10 protein-coding genes are annotated in these 14,610 nt (G+C 60.3%); 5 read left to right on the forward strand and 5 right to left on the reverse strand.

The features are described from left to right. Positions 1 to 251: 251 nt before the first annotated feature. The 5 genes from serS to lrp form a co-directional block, all read right to left on the reverse strand. Positions 252 to 1,544 (reverse strand): serine--tRNA ligase, encoded by a 1,293-nt coding sequence (gene serS / locus ACL2XN_RS09620; protein WP_410015912.1) that lies wholly within the window; start codon positions 1,542 to 1,544, stop codon positions 252 to 254. Between the two features lie 109 nt (positions 1,545 to 1,653). After that, positions 1,654 to 2,997, reverse strand: a complete 1,344-nt coding sequence (locus ACL2XN_RS09625) for a replication-associated recombination protein A (protein ID WP_413728745.1) — start codon at positions 2,995 to 2,997, stop codon at positions 1,654 to 1,656. Positions 2,998 to 3,004: 7 nt separating this feature from the next. Beyond that, a complete protein-coding gene (lolA, locus tag ACL2XN_RS09630; RefSeq protein ID WP_410015914.1) occupies positions 3,005 to 3,616 on the reverse strand; it encodes an outer membrane lipoprotein chaperone LolA in 612 nt (203 codons plus the stop codon). Positions 3,617 to 3,826: 210 nt separating this feature from the next. Then, positions 3,827 to 7,297, reverse strand: a complete 3,471-nt coding sequence (locus ACL2XN_RS09635; RefSeq protein WP_413730719.1) for a DNA translocase FtsK 4TM domain-containing protein — start codon at positions 7,295 to 7,297, stop codon at positions 3,827 to 3,829. A gap of 144 nt (positions 7,298 to 7,441) precedes the next feature. Further along, the gene (gene lrp / locus ACL2XN_RS09640; protein ID WP_005287608.1) at positions 7,442 to 7,936 is read right to left on the reverse strand and encodes a leucine-responsive transcriptional regulator Lrp; all 495 of its coding nucleotides are present in this window, start codon (positions 7,934 to 7,936) and stop codon (positions 7,442 to 7,444) included. Positions 7,937 to 8,368: 432 nt separating this feature from the next. On the opposite strand from lrp, the gene trxB reads away from it, so the two are divergent. The 5 genes from trxB to infA all read left to right on the forward strand — a co-directional run bounded on the left by trxB (position 8,369) and on the right by infA (position 14,446). Beyond that, positions 8,369 to 9,337 carry a thioredoxin-disulfide reductase gene (gene trxB, locus ACL2XN_RS09645; RefSeq protein ID WP_413730720.1) on the forward strand — a complete coding sequence of 323 codons (969 nt, stop codon included), beginning with the start codon at positions 8,369 to 8,371 and terminating at the stop codon, positions 9,335 to 9,337. 531 nt (positions 9,338 to 9,868) lie between these two features. Further along, positions 9,869 to 11,632: a heme ABC transporter permease/ATP-binding protein CydD gene (gene cydD, locus ACL2XN_RS09650; protein ID WP_413722379.1), complete on the forward strand. Its 1,764-nt coding sequence runs from the start codon at positions 9,869 to 9,871 to the stop codon at positions 11,630 to 11,632. A gap of 2 nt (positions 11,633 to 11,634) precedes the next feature. After that, positions 11,635 to 13,362 carry a heme ABC transporter ATP-binding protein/permease CydC gene (gene cydC, locus ACL2XN_RS09655; RefSeq protein WP_413722378.1) on the forward strand — a complete coding sequence of 576 codons (1,728 nt, stop codon included), beginning with the start codon at positions 11,635 to 11,637 and terminating at the stop codon, positions 13,360 to 13,362. A 44-nt stretch (positions 13,363 to 13,406) separates the two neighbouring features. After that, positions 13,407 to 14,135, forward strand: coding sequence for a leucyl/phenylalanyl-tRNA--protein transferase (gene aat / locus ACL2XN_RS09660; RefSeq protein WP_410015919.1), 729 nt, complete (start codon positions 13,407 to 13,409; stop codon positions 14,133 to 14,135). 92 nt (positions 14,136 to 14,227) lie between these two features. Further along, on the forward strand, positions 14,228 to 14,446 hold the full coding sequence (gene infA / locus ACL2XN_RS09665; RefSeq protein WP_002211347.1) for a translation initiation factor IF-1: 219 nt from the start codon (positions 14,228 to 14,230) through the stop codon (positions 14,444 to 14,446). Positions 14,447 to 14,610 lie beyond the last annotated feature (164 nt).

A 14,610-nucleotide genomic window follows, 5' to 3' on the forward strand; every position in this document is an offset into this window, starting at 1 on the left:
AATAAGCGCCAGCATTTTTTGATAGTGTTCAGGCAATTAGCGGCCACATGACGCAACTGACGCCAACATCGCATACTTCATCCGGGATAAAAATCAGGGTACCGAACGTAGGGTTGCCCTGTTAAAGGGAGAGCGTGCCAATGGGGTTGAATCGGGCGTGGTATTTTCGCCCGACCGAGTCCCCATGGCGCGGTAAGCCCGCTGACGCCGCACCTGCACTTGACGTGTTAAAGGGAGAACGCCAGTGGTGATTAGCCGATATGAGTCAGGCCGTTCATATACGGCGCCAGCGCCGCCGGGATTTCAATGCGCCCGTCGGCCAACTGGTAGTTTTCCATTACCGCCACCAGGGTGCGCCCCACCGCCAGGCCGGAGCCATTCAGGGTATGCACCAAGCGTGGTTTTTTATCTTCTTTGGCGCGGTAGCGCGCCTGCATGCGCCGCGCCTGGAAATCGCCCATATTCGAGCAGGAGGAAATTTCCCGGTAGGTATTCTGCGCCGGCAGCCAGACTTCCAGATCGTAGGTCTTGCTCGAGCCAAAGCCCATGTCGCCGGTGCACAGCAGGATCTTGCGGTAAGGCAGGTTCAGCAGTTGCAGCACCTTCTCCGCATGGCCGGTCAGTTCCTCCAGCGCGCGCATGGAATCTTCCGGTTTCACCACCTGGACCAGCTCGACTTTGTCAAACTGGTGCATACGGATCAACCCGCGCGTATCGCGGCCGTAGGAGCCGGCCTCGGAACGAAAGCACGGGGTATGGGCCGTCATCTTCAGCGGCAGTTGGTCTTCTTCCAGGATTTCGTCGCGCACCAGGTTGGTCAGCGGGACTTCCGCCGTGGGGATCAGGGCATAGGCGCTGGTGTCGGCTTCTTCGCTCAGGGGCTGGGTATGGAATAAATCCCCGGCGAATTTCGGCAATTGGCCGGTACCGAACAGCGATGCATGGTTTACCAGATAAGGAACATAATTTTCCTGATAGCCGTGCTGCTCGGTATGCAAATCGAGCATAAATTGCGTCAGCGCGCGATGCAGGCGGGCAATCTGCCCTTTCATCACCACAAAACGCGCACCGGTCAACTTGACGGCCGCGGCGAAATCCAGCCCGCCGGCCATTTCCCCCAGGGAAACATGGTCGCGCACGTCGAAATCATAGCGGCGCGGTTCGCCCCAGCGGCTGATTTCTTCGTTTTCGGTTTCATCCTTACCAGAGGGAACGCGGTCGTCCGGAATATTAGGCAGCGACAGCGCCACGTCGCGGATGGCGGCTTGCAAAATATCCAGTTCGGATTTGGCCGCCTCGAGGCGATCGCTCAATCCGTTGACTTCCTGGCGCAATGGCTCGATATCCTCGCCACGGGCTTTCGCCGCGCCGATCAGTTTGGAGCGGGAATTACGCTCGGCCTGCAATGTTTCGGTTTCGACCTGCAGTACCTTGCGCCGCTCTTCGTGTTTACGCAGCGTATCGACATCCAGGGTAAAATTTCTGCGAGCCAGTTTCTCGGCAACTGCGTCTAGCTCATTGCGCAGCAGATTGGGATCGAGCATGCTAGTCCTGTGCTTATTGTTATCAGATTGATGTATATGACTTCGCGACGCCGTCAGAGACTATCGCGGCAACGGATTTTCTATCGCTAACCTTACCGCAACGGCCTGGTTATCGGTAGCGTTTTGTTGGGCTATTTTGATCCTGCGCGCTAAGCCAGGCAAGCTTTTCGCCAATTTTTCCTTCCAGTCCACGCGGGCTTGGATAGTAGTAGCGGGTGTGCGCCATCTGCTCGGGAAAATAGTCTTCGCCGGCGGCATAGGCGTTCGGTTCATCATGGGCATAGCGGTATTCGGCGCCCAGCCCCATTTCCTTCATCAGCTTGGTGGGGGCGTTACGCAGATGCTCTGGCACATCATAATCGGCGTTTTCGCGCGCATCATGCATCGCGGCTTTAAAAGCGGTGTAAACCGCGTTGCTTTTTGGCGCGCAGGCCAGATAGACAATCGCCTGGGCAATCGCCCGTTCCCCTTCCGCCGGACCGACGCGGGTAAAACAATCCCAAGCCGCCAGGGCAACCTGCATGCCGCGCGGATCGGCATTGCCCACATCCTCCGAGGCGATGGCCAGCAGGCGGCGCGCCACGTAAAGCGGATCGCCGCCGGCGGTGATGATGCGCGCATACCAATATAGCGCCGCATCCGGCGCGGAACCGCGCACCGATTTATGCAGCGCCGAAATCAAATCATAATAACGATCGCCCTTATTATCAAAACGGGCGTTGCGCTCGCCGGAAATTTCCTTCAGCAGCAGCGGCGTAAGCACCCGGTTGCCCTGGGCATCGGTTTGCGCCATATCCGCCATCATTTCCAGGCTGTTGAGCGCGCGGCGTGCATCGCCGTTCACCCACTCCGCCAGCACCCGGCGCGTCTCGTCCGGCAGCACGATATTCTGGCCGCCATAGCCCCGCTCCGTATCGGTCATGGCCTGGGCCAGCACCTGTTCGATATCCCCGGCGGTAAGCGCCTTCAGCAGGTAAACTTTGGCGCGGGAGAGCAGCGCGGAGTTAAGCTCGAACGAAGGGTTTTCCGTAGTGGCGCCAATCAGGGTAATGGTGCCCTCTTCCACATGCGGCAGGAAGGCGTCCTGCTGGCTTTTATTAAAGCGATGCACTTCGTCGACGAACAAGATGGTGCGGCGGCCGGCATCACGATTGTGGCGCGCGCGCTCGATCGCCTCGCGGATTTCCTTGATGCCCGAGGTCACCGCCGAAATACGCTCCACATCGGCGTTGCCGTAACGCGCAATCAGCTCCGCCAGCGTGGTTTTTCCGGTACCAGGCGGCCCCCACAGGATCATGGAGTGCAGTTGCCCGTTCTGGATGGCGCGCGGCAGCGGCTTGCCCGGCGCCAGCAGATGCTGCTGCCCGACATATTCTTCCAGCGTTCTTGGGCGCATGCGCGCGGCCAGCGGCTGGAATTCGTTATGGGAAAAATCAAGCGACAGATTGCTCATTTTTACCTCACTGACGCTGATCGTCCAGCGTCACGCCCTTGGGAGGGGTAAAACGGAATTTGGCGTCATCCACCTGGCCGTTATTCTGGCTTTTCAGCTGGTAGGCGCTGCGCTGCCCGTCCTGCTCGACGGCGGTAAAGCTGTTGATGGTGCCGCTGGCGCTGACGTCGATGGTAAATTGCTTCAGGTTGCCGCTGGCGGTCTTGGGCGTCAGCTCAAACCGATCGTTGGTTTGCTTGACGTTGTATTGCCGCCAGTCGTCCGGGCTGTTGCGGGTAATCAGCATAAACGGCGTATTGCCGGTGGCGTTTTTCAGCCAGGTGGCGGTGGCCTGTTCGACAAAGGGATTATAAAACCACAGCGTTTTACCGTCGGAAATCAGCAGGCTCTCATCCGGCGCGGTCATATGCCAGTTAAACAGATTCGGCCGTTTTACCCACAGTTCGCCTTCGCCTTCCTGCACCGCGCCGCCGTCCGCGCTGGTCACTTTCTGGGTGAATGCGGCATGGAAACTGTTGACCCGATTCAGGCGGCTTTGCAGCGCGCCGGCATCATCGGCCAGCGCCGGCGCGGCAACCACGGCGCTAAGCAGGCAAGCGACTAATAACCTTTTATTCATTATAAGCATTCCTTGAAAAATGAAAGGCGCAACATCCGGGCCGGCAAGAAATAGACCGGCCGGCAGGCGGCACCCTGATAGGCTTAACTTTATCGGAACAATGACGGGAAGGCATAGGCCAATCCTCTGAAAACCTGCCGCTTTACGCATCTTTGCACAGGGGGTTACCCCCCTGGCGGCCAAAGCAGGCCTGTCATGGGCACCAGCGCGTTAATCCGGCGATGGCGGGGCCAGTACTTCACGGTTGCCGTTATGGCCCTGCGAACTGACGATGCCCTGGATCTCCATTTGCTCGATGATGCGGGCGGCGCGGTTATAGCCGATGCGGAACTGGCGCTGCACCCCGGAAATCGAGGCGCGGCGCTTGTCGACCACGAACTGCACCGCCTGATCGAATAACGGATCCAGTTCCTCGTCGCTGTCCATGCCGCCGGGACCGGCCTCACCCTCTTCGCCCGCGCTGGTGATGCTGTCAATATACTGCGGCCGGCCACGGGCCTTCCAGTCGCTGACGACCGCGTGCACCTCCTGGTCGCGCACAAAGGCGCCGTGCACACGCACCGGTATGGAAGAGTTGGGCGCCAGGTACAGCATATCGCCCATGCCGAGCAATGATTCCGCCCCCGACTGATCGAGAATGGTACGGGAGTCGATTTTACTGGACACGGTAAAGGCGATACGGGTCGGGATATTGGCCTTGATCAGGCCGGTTATCACATCAACCGACGGCCGCTGGGTCGCCAGCACCAGATGGATGCCGGCGGCGCGGGCTTTCTGGGCCAAACGCGCAATCAGCTCTTCCACCTTTTTGCCCACCGCCATCATCAGGTCGGCGAACTCGTCCACCAACACCACGATATATGGCAGTTTTTCCAGCATCGGCGGCGAATCGGCCATGCCGTCGCCCGGTTTCCAGAAAGGATCCGGCACCGGCCGGCCCATGGCGATAGCCTGTTCAATACGTTCGTTATAGCCGGCCAGGTTACGCACCCCCAGGGCCGACATCAGTTTATAGCGGCGCTCCATCTCGCCCACGCACCAGCGCAGGGCATTGGCGGCGTCTTTCATGTCGGTGACCACTTCGGTCAGCAGGTGGGGAATGCCTTCGTACACCGACAGTTCCAGCATTTTCGGGTCAATCATGATAAAGCGCACCTCTTCCGGCGTCGCTTTATACAGCATGCTGAGGATCATGGCGTTGACCCCCACCGATTTACCTGACCCGGTGGTACCGGCCACCAGCAGATGGGGCATTTTGGCCAGATCGGCAATCACCGGCTGGCCGGCAATGTCCTTGCCCAGCACGATAGCCAGCGGCGAGACGGTCTCGCGGAATTTATCGCAATCCAGCACTTCGCGCAGGTATACCGTCTGGCGGCGCTTATTCGGCAATTCCAAGCCGACGTAAGGTTTGCCGGGGATCACTTCCACCACCCGCACCGCCACCGCCGACAGGGAGCGCGCCAAATCCCGCGACAGATTGGAGATACGCGCCGCTTTCACGCCCGGCGCCAGGTCCAGCTCGAAGCGAGTAATAACCGGACCGGGAGAAATACCGACCACCTCGGCCTTCACGCGGTAGTCCGCCAGCCGCGCTTCAACCAGCCGCGCGGTTTGCTCCAGCGCGAACATATCCACCGGTTCGTCCTCCACCGGCGGCGACGTTAACAGGTCCAGCGTCGGCAGCGGCGTGGTGGGCTTGTGCAACGGTTGTTCATTACGCATCAGGAAGGGATGGATCAGGCTGTCCATGGCGGGCGCCGCCGGCTGAACCACCGCGCGCGCCCCCACCGGCGACGGCAATGGCGCCGGCGCGGCGCCTGCCCCTAGCCGTGCCGAAGGCTGGACATGCCCGTCCGACAGCGCGTCCTCATCGTCGGCCGGATAATCCTCTGCGCGGGAATGAGCCTGCTCGTCATAACCGCCGGGAACATGCCCGGCCGCGGTCGACGCGCCGGAACCGAACTCGTGACCAGGCTGCGTGGAGGGCGTAAACCGGGCTGCGAGAGTATCATCCACCCGATCGGCCCGCGGCGGCGGAGCGAACGCCGCAGGCGCATCAATGCCGGCCGGCGGCGAAACCGGCGATGTCGGCATGGCCCGTTCGTCGGCGTCCGCCACGTAACGCATCTCCTGCCGGCGTTGAAATTCGGCGGCCAGCTGCTGTTGCTGCCAGGCGTCTTCTTCCTCGTCGTCGCCCTCGGTCCCGGCCGCGCCATAGCGTTGTTCCTGCTGCTGCAGAAATTCCTGGTGCAGCGCCGACTGCTGGGCGGCGGCTTGTTCTTCCTCGGACTGCGGCGCCTGCGACAGCGCGTCTTCTTCCTGCGGGCGTTGCTGCGCCGTCGCCGTCGCGTTGCGCTGCGACGGCAGCTTGATGCCAAACGAGGCAAGCTCCCGGCGCGTGGGGATGCGTACCCGGTTAGGACGCGGCAATTCAGGACCGATGCCCTGCTTGACCTGCGGATTTTCGTCGCTGGTGGCGCTGAACGCCGGCATAAAGGTCAGCGCGGCGGCGTCATAAGGCGGCGTGGAAGCAGTGACCTGCCCGCTGCTGCGCTGCGCCACGTTGAAATCGTATGGCGTGTGCGATTCGTCACCGTCGTGCTGCCAGTCGCCCATCTGCGGACCATCATCGTCTTCATCGGGAAAGCCGCCCTGGGAAGGAGGAACGGACGGTGCGTCCGGCAACTCAAAACGATATTGCGGGATAGCCTGCGCGGACGCCGACTGGGGGGCCGGCGCGGCGGGCTGCTGGGAGTAGACGGCGGCAGGCGCGGGGCCGGCCGCAGGGGCCGCCACCGGCGGCGACACCGCGCCCGGCGGCGGGACGGCCAGCGGGTCGCCGGTCTGCTCGGCGAGCTCCGGATGGCTGGACGTGGCGGAAGGCCCCGCCACCGTGCCGATAGCCGCGGGAGCGGCATCAGGCTTGGTCCCGGCGGCATCAGGGCCGGAGGTCGCCAGCAGCGGGTCAAGCGCGTCCAACGCTTCGGCGCGGACCGCGTCGTCCCCTGCGGCCTCCAGGTCTTCGTCATCGTACTCGTCGTCGTAGTCCCGCTCGTCGCGGCGGGAGCGGTTCGACATAAATGTCAGGCAACCCATGACCACGCCGCCGATTTTTTCGGCAATGGTGAGCCAGGACCAGCCGGTAAACAGGGTCAGGCCGGACGCCCATACGCAGAGCAGGGTCAGGGTGGCGCCGATGCCGTTAAACCACGGCAGCATGGCGTTGCTGAGCAGGCTGCCGATCACGCCGCCCGAGGCAAAGTAATAGAGATCGTCGACATTGAGCGCGGCCAGGCCGCATGAGGTCAGGATCAGCGCCAGCGTCCCAATCAGCCGCAGCGATAGGGCAAAATAGTCCACATAGTCCTGCTCTTCCCGCTGGCGAAACGACGTCCAGCAGAAAATCAGCATCAGCGGCGGAAGGGCATAGGCCAGCACGCCGAAGGTGAAGAACAGCGTATCGGCAAACCAGGCGCCGATGCCGCCCCCCAGGTTATGGATAGGACCATGCCAGGCAGTTTGCGACCAACTGGGGTCGGAAGGGTTGAAACTGACCAGGGAAATCATCAAATAGAGGGCAAAAATCGCCATGACAATCAGAACAGCCTCGAGTAACCGGCGACTGCTGCTGAGCGTTTTCAATTCAACTTCTTTATCTTCTGTATATTCCTGGCTCAAGAAAGGCTCTCCAGGGTTATCTATGCCGATATAACCGATATAATAGCTTAATAACAGCGCCGGCCGTCATGCCGCCGGCGCTGAAACTGTATGAATGCACAGGAGTGTAACCATAAAACGTGAAATTTGCACCTGTGTTATGACTTAGCGTGTCTTAATGACCAGCCGGTTGCTCTGCTTCACTTCTTCCATCACCACGTAGGTACGCGTATCGTTGACCCCCGGCAGGCGCAACAGCGTCTCGCCCAGCAGTTTACGATAGGCCGACATATCAGGCACCCGCGTTTTCAGCAGATAGTCGAAATCACCCGAAACCAAATGGCATTCCTGAATTTCTTCCAGCTTTTGTACGGCGGTATTGAATTGCTCAAACACATCGGGCGCACCCCGGTTAAGGGTAATCTCCACAAACACCAGTAAAGACGCATCAAGATAATGTGGATTAAGTAAAGCGGTATACCCTTGGATGAAACCCTGGCGCTCAAGACGGCGCACGCGTTCCAGGCAAGGTGTTGGGGATAATCCAACCCGTTTAGAAAGTTCGACGTTTGATATCCGGCCATCCTTTTGCAACTCATTGAGGATGTTACGGTCAATACGATCGAGATCCTTTCCCGGGCGCTTTTTATTGTCTACCATTATTATTGTCTCTCTTAGTACCTTCCCTGTGCTTGCCACACCCCTGCCGACTTCAATGTATCAGGGTTTGCTTTAAGACCCGTTGTCTGTTTTATTTTAGGGCCAACTGTTTCAACTGCCTTGCTAACTGCCTGTCCGAAACCAACGCATCATTTTCCTTACCCTGATGTTTTCGCAAAAGCGCAGCGTATTGTCAAAGTAAAACGATAAAAATCAGAACAACATGCCGATTAAATCCTGCGGAAACACGTTGTCCGGGGCTTAAGGGCTCTTTTTAGCCCGATAATGTCCTAATTGATGGTAAAATCCGCCTATCGATAGTCCATAACGATGATAAAAATCGCCAACAACTTTTTGCATCCTTTTCATTGTCTGGTAACTTTCTTATCATCGACGAGTTGGGATCTAAGCGGTGAGTTAAACGAGGAAAATATGTCTACGGCGAAACACAGTAAATTAATTATCCTGGGGTCGGGACCGGCGGGATATACCGCCGCGGTTTATGCCGCCCGCGCCAACCTGCATCCGGTGCTGATAACCGGTATGGAACAAGGCGGCCAGCTGACCACCACCACCGAGGTCGAGAACTGGCCGGGCGATCCGGAAGGGCTGACCGGGCCTTCGCTGATGGAGCGCATGTACGCCCACGCCGTAAAATTCAACACCGAAATCATTTTCGATCATATTAACCAGGTCGATTTACAAAACCGCCCTTTCCGGCTGACCGGCGATACCGGTGAATTTACCTGTGACGCCCTGATTATCGCCACCGGCGCATCCGCGCGCTATATCGGCCTGCCGTCGGAGGAAGCCTATAAGGGCAAAGGCGTATCCGCCTGCGCCACCTGCGACGGTTTCTTCTACCGCCAGCAAAAAGTCGCGGTGGTCGGCGGCGGCAATACGGCCGTGGAAGAAGCGCTGTATCTGTCCAATATCGCCACCGAGGTGCATCTGATCCACCGGCGCGATATCTTCCGCGCGGAGAAAATCCTGATCGATCGCCTGATGGATAAGGTCGCCAGCGGCAGTATCGTGCTGCATACCGGCCGCACCCTGGAAGAAGTGGTGGGCGATGAAATGGGCGTGACCGGCGTGCGGCTGAAGAACGTCGTCAGAGGCGCCGTCGACACGCTGGCGGTCGCCGGCGTATTTATCGCCATCGGTCATCATCCCAATACGGCGATTTTCGGCAACCAACTGGAGCTGGAGAACGGCTATATCCGCGTACAGTCCGGTATTGCGGGCAACGCCACCCAGACCAGCATTCCGGGCGTATTTGCCGCGGGCGACGTGATGGACCATATCTACCGCCAGGCGATTACCTCGGCCGGCACCGGCTGCATGGCGGCGCTGGACGCTGAACGTTATCTGGACGGGTTGGTGCCGGTAAACGATCGGTAAGGGCGTTTCGAGGCGCGGCGTTGATGCGCGGTTCCTGTCGCCACAACCAGCCCGTTTTTTGGACCGCCCGGGACGCGCTCCCGGCGCGACCCTGAGCTTGAGCCGCTCCCGGCGGCTCATCCAGCCGGGCTTTGTGCCGCCAGCGCACGCTATGCCGTTACAACGTCAAAACCACTGTTTGCAACGTTAACGCTTTCTTTTTGTTTTATGTGATATTTGATACCGGGAGGGGATGGCGCGACTGCCATCCCCTTGTCGCATGCCGGCGCCCGGCATACCATGAAAACGCCCAACTTATGGCATGCGAAAAAGCGGCAGAATTTCATATCCCCACGGCGCCGTCCAGTCGGCTGAAATGCCGTTGCGCCCGCAGGCAAAGGTCCCCTGATAAATGTCATTATTATTTTCACCTCCGCCGCAACAGGGTAATATGTCGGCACGCTGGAGAACGCCTGCCCTTTTCCGGCTTTTCGCTTCCCCACATGGGATTTTCGACTTACATACACATCACACCGGCTGAAATTGTCTTCAATGAATAAAAACCGACAGCAAGTGCTTGTCCGCTGGCTCAAGTCGCAAAGCGCGCTGGTAAAGCGCTGGCTTCGTTTCTCTTTACTGCTGGGCCTGCTGAGCGGCCTGGTTATCATCGCCCAGGCCTGGGTATTGGCTTATCTGCTGCAGGCGCTGATTGTCGGGCAGCAGCCGCGCGAGGCGCTTACGGGCTGGTTTATCGCCATGGCGGCGCTGTTTGCGCTGCGCGCGTTGGCAGGCTGGCTGCGCGAGCGGGTCGGTTTTATCGCCGGACAGGTGCTGAGACGGGAAATACGCCGCCAGGTGCTGGATCGGCTGGAACTGCTGGGCCCCGCCTGGATCCAGGGCAAACCCGCCGGCAGTTGGAGCAGCCTTCTGCTTGAGCAGATTGAGGACATGCAGGATTATTATGCGCGCTATCTGCCGCAGATGTATCTGGCGGGCCTGGTGCCGCTGCTGATTTTACTGGCGGTGTTCCCGGTGAACTGGATGGCCGGGCTGATATTATTTTGCACCGCGCCGCTGATTCCCTTGTTTATGGCGCTGGTGGGGATGGGCGCCGCCGACGCCAACCGCCGCAACTTCCTGGCGCTGGCCCGGCTGTCGGGCTATTTCCTCGATCGCCTGCGCGGCCTGGACACGCTAAGACTGTTTGATCGCGCGCAGGCGGAAACCGAGCATATCAGCCGCGCCACCAACGATTTCCGTTTACGTACCATGGAAGTCCTGCGGCTGGCGTTTCTTTCCTCCGGCGTGCTGGAATTTTTTGCCTCGATTTCCATTGCGGTGGTGGCGGTGTATTTTGGCTTTTCGTATCTCGGCGAGCTTCACTTCGGCAGCTACGGCACCGGCGTCACCTTGTTCGCCGGTTTCCTGGTCTTGATACTGGCGCCTGAGTTTTTTCAGCCGCTGCGGGATTTAGGCGCTTTTTACCACGCCAAGGCCCAGGCGGTGGGCGCGGCGGAATCGCTGGTTGCCTTTCTCGAGACCGACGTGCAGTCGCAGGGCGCGGGTCTCGCCGCGCCCGTCCTGGGCCCCATCGGCCTGCGCGCCGAACAGCTGGTCATCATGGCGCCGGACGGCACGGCGCTGGCCGGCCCGCTGAATTTCACGCTGGAACCCGGCCGGCGATTGGCCATCGTCGGGCAAAGCGGGGCCGGCAAAAGTTCGCTGTTACATGTGCTGTTGGGATTCCTGCCCTACCAGGGTTCATTGCGCGTTAACGGCCATGAGCTGCGCGACCTGTCGCCGTCGCATTGGCGCAGCCAACTGAGCTGGATCAGCCAAGACCCGTTCCTGCCCGCGCCGACGCTGAAGGATAATATCCTGCTCGGGCGGCCCGACGCGGATGCCGCCGTTCTAAAACAGGCGGTGGAGCAGGCCTATATCAGCGAATTTTTACCGCTGCTGCCGCAGGGACTGGATACCGTGCTTGGCGACAATGCCGCGCGCCTGTCCGTCGGCCAGGCGCAGCGTGTCGCCCTGGGACGCGCCCTGCTGCAATCCCCGGCGCTGATGCTGCTCGACGAACCGACCGCCAGCCTGGACGCCCACAGCGAAAAGCTGGTCACGGCGGCGCTGGACCGGGCATCCCGGCGGCACACCACGATACTGGTCACCCATCAACTGGCGGATATCCGCGATTTCGATGATATCTGGGTCATGGGCAACGGCCAAATCGTGCAGCAGGGACGCTATGCGCAGTTGGCCTCTTTACCCGGCCCCTTTGCCGACCTGCTGGCCTATCGTCGCGGAGGACTCTGACTATGCGCGTATTATTCCCCTTCCTGGCCCTGTATCGCCGCCATGCCGGCCAGATTGCCCTGGGCATGCTCCTGGCCATCGTCACGCTGCTGGCCAGCATCGGCCTGCTCAGCCTGTCCGGCTGGTTCCTGGCCGGCTCGGCGCTGGCGGGCATGGCGGGCTTATACAGCTTTAACTATATGCTGCCGGCCGCCGGGGTGCGCGGCGCAGCCATAACCCGCACCGCCGGCCGCTGGGCGGAACGGGTGGTCAGCCATGACGCCACTTTCCGCGTCTTGCAGCATTTGCGCATCTACACCTTTCAAAAAATCCTGCCGCTTTCCCCCGGCGCGCTGGCCGGTTTTCGCCAGGCGGAGCTGCTTAACCGCCTGGTGGCGGATGTCGATACCCTGGATCACCTCTATTTACGCGTCCTCTCGCCCCTGCTGAGCGCTTTTGTGGTGATTCTGGTGGTCACCGTGGGGCTAAGCTGGCTCGACGCCTCCCTGGCCCTGACATTGGGCGCAATCATGCTGGCGGTGCTGCTGATCGTCCCTCCGCTGTTCTATCGGGCCGGGAAGCCGGTGGGGGAAGCGCTGACCCGGCTGCGCGCCGATTACCGGCAGCACCTGGCCACCTGGCTGCAGGGCAATGCCGAACTAACGGTTTACGGCGCCGCCGCGCGCTACCGCGGGCAATTGGACGAGACTGAACGGCGCTGGCAGCAACGTCAGCGGCAGCAGGCCAACCTGGCCGCCCTGGCGCAGGGGATGCTGACGCTGATAACCGGCATGGCGGTCACCTTGATTTTGTGGCTTGCCGCCGCCGGCATCGGCGGCGACAGTCATCCCGGCGCGCTGATTGCGTTGTTCGTGTTTACCACGCTGGCGGCGTTCGAAGCGCTTGGCCCGGTAGCCGGCGCCTTTCAGCATCTCGGCCAGGTTATCGCCTCGGCCGGACGTATCGCCGACGTCATCGGCCGCGACCCGGCGGTGGTTTTCCCGGCCGACGGACCGGCGGCCGGCGGCGATGCCGCGCTGGTCCTCGACGCCGTCGGTTTCCGTTATCCCGATCAGCCGCTGCCGGCGGTTGCCGGGGTGTCGTTGCGGATAAACGCGGGAGAACATATCGCCATCCTGGGCCACACCGGCAGCGGCAAATCCACCCTGCTGCAATTGCTGACCCGCGCCTGGGACGTGGACCGCGGGCAAATTCTGTTAAACGGTCAATCCCTGGCGCGCTGGAGTGAACCGGCGCTGCGCGCCATGATGAGCGTGGTGCCCCAGCGGGTGCATATTTTCAACGCCACGCTGCGCGACAATCTGCTGTTGGGCGCGGCCCAGGCGGACGACGCGCGGCTGGCCCATATCCTTTCGCTTCTGGGGCTGGACAAGCTCCTGGAAAACCAAGGCCTCGACGCCTGGCTGGGCGAAGGCGGACGGCAGTTATCCGGTGGTGAACAGCGGCGGCTCGGCATCGCCCGCGCCCTGCTCCACGACGCGCCGCTGCTGCTGCTCGACGAACCGACCGAAGGGCTGGACGCCGCCACCGAACGGCGTGTATTGGACGCGTTGCATCAGTTGGGCCGGGCCAAGACCCTGGTGATTATCACCCATCGGCTGCAGGGCCTGGATATGATGGATAGAATTTATGTCATGGATCGGGGCGGGATCGCTGAACAAGGCTCCCATGCGACGCTGATGGCGGAAAAGGGGCGGTATTTTCGTTATCACTCTCCGGGTGGCGTATAATTATCGCTAAAGCGGACGGTTGAGGAGAATAAAAAATAAGCGCTATGCGACTGTACCGGCTTTCTCCGGATTCAATACGATTTCCCGCGCCGACATCCGCGCTGCATGAACCCAACGGGCTGTTGGCCTTCGGCGGGGATCTTTCCCCCGAGCGCCTGCTGGCCGCCTATCAACTGGGCATTTTCCCCTGGTACTCGCCGGGGGATGCCATCTTGTGGTGGTCGCCGGATCCCCGCGCGGTGCTGTTCCCGGAGGAATTCCATATCAGCCGCAGCCTGAAACGTTTTCTCAGGCACAGCCCGTTTCGCGTTACGCTCAACCAGGCGTTTGCCGAGGTGATCGCCGCCTGCGCCGAACGGGGCATAGAAGGCACCTGGATTGGCCCCGAGGTGGTTTTGGCCTATCGCCGCCTGCATGCCCTGGGACAGGCTCACTCGGTGGAAGTCTGGCAGGGCGATGAACTGGTGGGCGGTATGTACGGCGTGGCGCAGGGCGCCCTGTTCTGCGGCGAATCCATGTTCAGCCGCCGGGACAACGCGTCCAAGACGGCGTTGCTGACTTTTTGCCGTTTCTTTAGGCAACAAGGGGGAAAACTGATAGACTGTCAGGTATTGAACTCACACACGGCCTCGTTAGGCGCACGGGAAATACCGCGACGCGACTATCTGACCCTGCTGAGTCAGTTACACCCTTTAACGCTGGCACCCCATTGCTGGCAACCACAAACCCTCTCTGCCGGCAGCGTAGACAGCGACCCCGATCGTTGTGAATAATGCGGCGTTCTTCATCACTTCTTTACATAATGAGGGTTTTTCGGCATTATCTTGCCGGTTAAAAACTATGGTATTTAAACCTAGAGGATTCGATGGCCAAAGAAGACAATATTGAAATGCAAGGCACGGTACTGGATACATTGCCTAACACCATGTTCCGTGTGGAATTGGAAAACGGGCATGTGGTAACCGCTCATATCTCCGGTAAAATGCGCAAAAACTATATCCGCATCCTGACGGGCGACAAAGTCACTGTTGAGCTGACCCCGTACGACCTGAGCAAAGGCCGCATTGTCTTCCGTAGCCGCTGATAGGCTTCCTTACCGCCGATATGCGCCGTGCGGGCGTTTATCCGCGCCGACCTGATACTCCATAATGATACCTGCCGGTGCCGGAACACGGCCCGGCTCCCTGTCGCGCAGCCGGACCTCGTCCGCCGCCGCTCCGCTGGGGGAATAAAAAAAGGCGATGCAGC

It is taken from the genome of Sodalis sp. RH22 (assembly GCF_047324165.1).
Classification (GTDB): domain Bacteria; phylum Pseudomonadota; class Gammaproteobacteria; order Enterobacterales; family Enterobacteriaceae; genus Acerihabitans.

Coding starts and splice junctions, on each gene's coding strand:
- serS (WP_410015912.1), bottom strand. CDS start 1,544: ATGCTCGATCCCAATCTGCTGCGCAATGAGCTAGACGCAGTTGCCGAG.
- ACL2XN_RS09625 (WP_413728745.1), bottom strand. CDS start 2,997: ATGAGCAATCTGTCGCTTGATTTTTCCCATAACGAATTCCAGCCGCTG.
- lolA (WP_410015914.1), bottom strand. CDS start 3,616: ATGAATAAAAGGTTATTAGTCGCTTGCCTGCTTAGCGCCGTGGTTGCC.
- lrp (WP_005287608.1), bottom strand. CDS start 7,936: ATGGTAGACAATAAAAAGCGCCCGGGAAAGGATCTCGATCGTATTGAC.
- trxB (WP_413730720.1), top strand. CDS start 8,369: ATGTCTACGGCGAAACACAGTAAATTAATTATCCTGGGGTCGGGACCG.
- cydD (WP_413722379.1), top strand. CDS start 9,869: ATGAATAAAAACCGACAGCAAGTGCTTGTCCGCTGGCTCAAGTCGCAA.
- cydC (WP_413722378.1), top strand. CDS start 11,635: ATGCGCGTATTATTCCCCTTCCTGGCCCTGTATCGCCGCCATGCCGGC.
- aat (WP_410015919.1), top strand. CDS start 13,407: ATGCGACTGTACCGGCTTTCTCCGGATTCAATACGATTTCCCGCGCCG.
- infA (WP_002211347.1), top strand. CDS start 14,228: ATGGCCAAAGAAGACAATATTGAAATGCAAGGCACGGTACTGGATACA.